General features: G+C 54.8%; 6 protein-coding genes. 5 read left to right on the top strand and 1 reads right to left on the bottom strand.

The window, feature by feature from the left end; translation table 11 throughout:
* Window positions 1-255 precede the first annotated feature (255 nt).
* The 5 genes from trpC to ADICEAN_RS20060 all read left to right on the top strand — a co-directional run bounded on the left by trpC (window position 256) and on the right by ADICEAN_RS20060 (window position 4,987).
* A complete protein-coding gene (gene trpC / locus ADICEAN_RS20080; RefSeq protein ID WP_009197503.1) occupies window positions 256-1,089 on the top strand; it encodes an indole-3-glycerol phosphate synthase TrpC in 834 nt (277 codons plus the stop codon).
* Window positions 1,086-1,727, top strand: coding sequence for a phosphoribosylanthranilate isomerase (locus ADICEAN_RS20075; protein ID WP_236612970.1), 642 nt, complete (start codon window positions 1,086-1,088; stop codon window positions 1,725-1,727). Before trpC ends, ADICEAN_RS20075 begins: the two co-directional genes overlap by 4 nt.
* A 106-nt stretch (window positions 1,728-1,833) precedes the next feature.
* Window positions 1,834-3,039, top strand: coding sequence for a tryptophan synthase subunit beta (trpB, locus tag ADICEAN_RS20070; protein ID WP_040398497.1), 1,206 nt, complete (start codon window positions 1,834-1,836; stop codon window positions 3,037-3,039).
* A 124-nt stretch (window positions 3,040-3,163) separates the two neighbouring features.
* Window positions 3,164-3,964, top strand: a complete 801-nt coding sequence (gene trpA / locus ADICEAN_RS20065) for a tryptophan synthase subunit alpha (protein WP_009197500.1) — start codon at window positions 3,164-3,166, stop codon at window positions 3,962-3,964.
* Between the two features lie 9 nt (window positions 3,965-3,973).
* Window positions 3,974-4,987, top strand: coding sequence for a bifunctional 3-deoxy-7-phosphoheptulonate synthase/chorismate mutase (locus ADICEAN_RS20060; protein WP_009197499.1), 1,014 nt, complete (start codon window positions 3,974-3,976; stop codon window positions 4,985-4,987).
* Window positions 4,988-5,283: 296 nt separating this feature from the next.
* Here the strand turns inward: ADICEAN_RS20060 and ADICEAN_RS23465 are convergent.
* The coding region (locus ADICEAN_RS23465; protein ID WP_236612969.1) for a hypothetical protein at window positions 5,284-5,478 on the bottom strand (195 nt) is incomplete at its 5' end.

Here is a 5,478-nt window from a genome sequence, read left to right as displayed (position 1 = left end):
AAGCTCAGGAAGCGGCCGTACTGGCCAATGCCGGCATGGCGCTGCAGGTAGGTAAAGGATACAGCCTGCCTGAGGGGGTAGCGGCGGCCCGGGAAAGCCTCCGGAGCGGCAGGGCCCTTCACTGTTTTCAAACCCTCATAGGCCAAAAAAAGAAAACATCCGTACACCTGCAGTAGGGCCTTTGGCAAGCCTGCATGGCCCGGACCACCTCCCCATACCTCATACCCCATACCCGACACCCCATACCCGACACCCATGAGCATTTTACAGGAAATCATTACCCATAAAAAGGCCGAAGTGGCCGAGCGCATCAGCCTGTACCCCATCAAGCTGCTGGAGCAAAGCTTGTTTTTTGGCGGGCAAACCGTAAGCCTCAAAAAATACATCCTGCGGCAGGATAAGTCCGGCATCATTGCCGAATTCAAGAAGAAATCACCCAGCAAAGGCATGATCAACCCCTATGCCGATGTGGAACGTACCTCCATTGGCTACATGCAGGCCGGGGCATCGGCCCTGAGCGTGCTTACGGACAAGCAGTATTTTGGCGGCAGCAACGAAGATCTGAGCACTGCCCGCAAGTTCAATTACTGCCCCATTCTGCGGAAAGATTTTATCATTGAGGAGTACCAGATTGTAGAAGCCAAGGCCATCGGCGCCGATGCCATTCTGCTGATTGCCGCCGTGCTTTCTCCGCAGCGGCTCAAGGAGCTGGCCGCCTTTGCCAAAAGTTTGCACCTGGAGGTGCTCATGGAAGTGCACAGCCTGGACGAGCTGCAGCAGAACCTGCATCCTGAGGTGGACCTGATCGGCGTCAACAACCGCAACCTCAATACCTTTGTGACCGATATAGCGGTTTCTAAAGAACTGGCGCCCCACATACCGCAAGAGTTTGTAAAGGTAAGCGAAAGCGGCATTTCCAATCCCGCTACCCTGCTGGAGCTGCAGGCGTTTGGGTTTGAAGGCTTTCTCATAGGCGAAAGCTTTATGCAGCACAGCCGGCCCGAGCAGGCTGCCGCCCGTTTCATTCATGAATTTCAGCAGCTGCAGCAGAAAAAGCGGGGAGATACCGCCCCTGGCACCCACGCATGAAGCATACTATATATATAAAAGTATGTGGCATGAAGCAGCCGGCCAACCTGCAGGCGGTTTCTGCGCTCAAACCGCAGTACCTGGGCTTTATTTTCTGGGAGAAAAGTCCACGCTACATGCCCGAAAGCCTGGCCCCCGAGGCGCTGGCCCAACTGCCCGATACCATTAAAAAAGTAGGGGTATTTGTAAATGCCGGCCGGGAAGAAATACTGCAACGCGCCCGCCAGTATCAGCTTCAGGCGGTGCAGCTGCATGGTGAGGAAGGGCCTGCGCTGTGCCGGCAACTCAGGCAGGAGGGGCTGGAGGTGATCAGGGCCATCCGGATAGGGGAGGTGTTTCAGGAGCAGGAGCTGCATCCTTACCTTGGGGCGGTAGATTATTTTCTGTTCGATACCCTGGGCCAGCAGTATGGGGGTACCGGCAAGGCCTTTAACTGGCAGCTGCTGACGCACTACTCGCTGCCAACCCCCTTCTTTCTGAGCGGGGGGCTGGAGCTAGCCTCGCTCGATGGGCTGGAGACTCTGGCGCACCTGCCCCTGCATGCCCTGGATGTGAACAGCAAATTTGAAGTAGCCCCCGGCCTCAAGAACATCCCGGCTCTGCAGGAACTGTTTAGCCACCCGATGCTATTACCATAGTACTATTTTTCAAGTCCATCGCCAGTATCATTTAATCGACATCGTCCCAGTCCCCCCTTTTTCTGTGATGAGAAGGGGGCAGCAGATGAATCAAACCCATATCCCCATGAGCACAGTCCCTACCCATAGCACCCCCTTTGCTGTAAACGAACGCGGCTATTACGGCCAGTTTGGCGGCAGCTTTATCCCCGAAATGCTCTACCCCAATGTGGAGGAGCTGCGGCAAAACTATCTGGAGATCCTCTATAGCCCGGATTTTCAGGAGCAGTACCGCCAGCTGTTGCGCGATTATGTGGGCCGGCCCACGCCCCTCTACCTGGCCAGCCGGCTATCGGAAGCGCTGGGCGCCCACATCTACCTGAAGCGGGAAGACCTCTGCCATACCGGCGCGCATAAGGTAAACAATACGGTGGGCCAGATCTTGCTGGCCCAGCGGCTTAACAAGAAGAAGATCATTGCCGAAACCGGCGCCGGCCAGCATGGGGTGGCCACTGCCACAGTCTGTGCCCTGATGGGGCTGGAGTGCATTGTGTACATGGGGGCGCATGATATGGAGCGGCAAAAGCCTAATGTAGAGCGCATGAAGATTCTGGGTGCGGAGGTGCGCCCGGCCACCAGCGGCAGCCAGACCCTGAAGGATGCCACCAACGAGGCCATGCGCCACTGGATCAATAATCCGCAGGACACCCACTACATCATTGGCAGTGTAGTAGGCCCGCACCCCTATCCCGATATGGTGGCTCGCCTGCAGGCCATCATCAGCGAAGAAATACGCCTGCAGCTGCTGGAAAAAACCGGCTCTGAGCTGCCCACCCATGTGGTGGCTTGTGTAGGAGGCGGCTCCAACGCTGCCGGAGCCTTCTATCATTACCTGGATGAACCCTCAGTAAAGCTGGTGGCGGTAGAAGCGGCCGGCAAGGGGGTCAGCAGCGGACAATCGGCCGCCACCACGGCCCTGGGCAAACCCGGCGTGCTCCACGGCAGCCAGACCCTGCTCATGCAAACCGATGATGGACAGGTGGTAGAACCCTACAGCATTTCGGCCGGACTGGACTACCCTGGCATTGGCCCCCTGCATGCCCACCTTTATGCCAGCAAGCGGGCACAGTTTATCCCCGTTACCGATGAAGCAGCCATGAAAGCCGGTATTCACCTGGCCAAAACGGAAGGCATTATTCCTGCCATCGAATCGGCCCACGCCCTGGCGGCGCTAAGCGAACTGAAACTGCAGCCACAGGATGTAGTAGTAGTGAACCTAAGCGGCCGCGGCGATAAGGATCTGGAGACCTACATCCGCTGGGGCGGCTACTAAGTTATCATATGCATAGGGGGGATCCTCCCATTGTGATCGCTATTTATAAACTGAAACACCCTTTATCTCTCATAAGGCCAGTTGGCTGACAGAGGGATTCATCTGCAAATCAACCAGTATACCTATGCCCGCTACGGCCACCCAAAACCGACTTGATCAGCTCTTTCAGCAAAAGCAGGAAAGAATTTTAAATGTATACTTTACCGCCGGTTATCCTCAGCAGGGGAGTACAGTGCCTGTTCTCAAAGCCCTCCAGAAAGCCGGGGCCGATATTGTGGAGATTGGCATTCCCTATTCCGACCCGGTGGCCGATGGTCCCACCATTCAGGCCAGCAACCAGCATGCCCTGGAAGGGGGCATGACCATGAAGCGGCTGTTTGAGCAGTTAAAGGAGATTCGCAACGAAGTTTCCCTACCGCTGGTGCTGATGGGCTACTTCAACCCGGTGCTGCAGTATGGGGTAGAGCGCTTTTGCCAGGCCTGCGCCGAAGTGGGCATCGATGGCCTCATTCTCCCTGACCTGCCCATGTACGAATACCGGGAAGTGTACCAGCCCATATTTCAACAGTATGGGTTGCACAACATCTTTCTGATCTCACCCCAGACCTCGCCTGAGCGGGTGCGGGAGATTGATGAGCACAGCAGCGGCTTTATTTACATGGTATCCTCAGCCTCCATCACCGGGGCCAGGCGGGACATTACCGACGAGCAGATCCGCTATTTTGAGCGCATCAACAGCATGCAGCTTCAGCGCCCGCGCCTAATTGGCTTTGGCATCTCAAACCGCCAAACCTTTGAGCAGGCCTGCCAGCATGCTCAGGGGGCCATTATCGGCAGTGCTTTTATCAACTTGCTGGGCCAGAGCCAGGACCTGGAGCAAGATATTATAGAATTTGTAAGTGCTATTAAAGGAAGCGACCGCTAACCCACCATCATGATCATACAATTACAACCCGATAGCAGCGAGGCCCAGAAATCCGCCATCGTCTCCAAAGCAAAGGAGCTTGGGTATAAGATCAGCGAAACCCGTACCCAAAAGGGGCATTACCTTATTGGCATTGGCAAAACCGATTTCGACATTCGCCAGATCGCCAGCCTGCCCGGCATTGCCGACATTCATCGCGTGTCGGACGATTACAAGCTGGTTTCAGGCAAATGGAAAGTAAAGCCCACAACCCTTGATCTTGGCGATGGGGTACACATTGGGCAGGATGATTTTAGCATCATGCTCGGCCCCTGTTCCATAGAAGGGGAGGAGCAGATCAGCCGTACCATCCGCCACCTGAAGGACAATGGCATCCGCATCATGCGCGGAGGCGTATTCAAGCCGCGCAGTTCGCCCTATTCGTTTCGAGGCATGGGCATCAGCGGCCTTCAGCTCTGGCATCAGCTGGCACAGGAAGCCGGAATCAAGATCATTACCGAGGTGATGCAGGTTTCGCAGATCGAAGAAATGTATCCCTATGTGGATGTGTTTCAGGTAGGCGCCCGAAATACGCAAAACTTCAACCTGCTGGATGAGCTGGGCAAGGTTGATAAGCCCGTTATGATCAAGCGCGGAATTAGCGGCACTATTGATGAGCTCCTGTATTCAGCAGAATATGTGTTCAGCGCCGGCAATGAAAAGCTGATTCTATGCGAACGCGGCATTCGCACCTATGAGCCCTCCAGCCGAAATACCCTGGATCTGAATGCTGTTCCCATCCTCAAGGAGAAAACCCACCTGCCGGTGGTGGTAGACCCCTCTCATGGCATTGGCATTCGCCACCTGGTAGAGCCCATGGCCCTGGCGGCCGTTATGGCCGGCGCCGATGGGGTAATCGTAGAGGTACATGAGCGGCCAGAGCTTGCCAGCAGCGACGGACAGCAGACGCTTGACCACCAGCAAAGCAGTCAGATGATCGATCGGCTACGCCAAACCTACCAGCTCCGGAGGCAATTTGTCTGATAGGCTGTAGGCCAGTACGTTAGGATGCCGGGGATTTAAGGCAAAAAATAAAGCCTTGGAAACACTTGCGAAGATGGGGATGCATCTGCTATACTTGCATCCCCATTCCGCAGAAGGCGTTTGGGAAATTGAAAGGAAGACAATTTGCCGGATGAGAAGTACCAAGTTGGTATGCAATTTATTCGTGGCAATTGTCTGGGGGTGGTAAAAAGCTAGCCTGAAAATTTTCTTTTAGGCAGTTCTTGCGAATGAAGATCCAGCGATGGTATCTTTGTAACCCGGCCTGAGAGAAATGCTCACAGGACGCCAAAATTGACAAGGTGTACGAAGCGTTTCGCTGTTGATAGGAACAGGGAATGGGTAAGAAAAAGCAGGGAAGCGAGAGTTTCTTCTACTTTCCCATAACCTGGTGGAACTATCAGGAAGCAGAATGTGGTTATCATAAGCTGGCCAAAACGGACAGCTAAAGAGCCACGTGATAGCGAAAGGGC

It is taken from the genome of Cesiribacter andamanensis AMV16 (genome assembly GCF_000348925.1).
Classification (GTDB): Bacteria; Bacteroidota; Bacteroidia; order Cytophagales; family Cyclobacteriaceae; genus Cesiribacter; species Cesiribacter andamanensis.
Note: the sequence above shows the minus strand (reverse complement) of the source record. Positions and strands in the feature narration are given on the sequence as shown.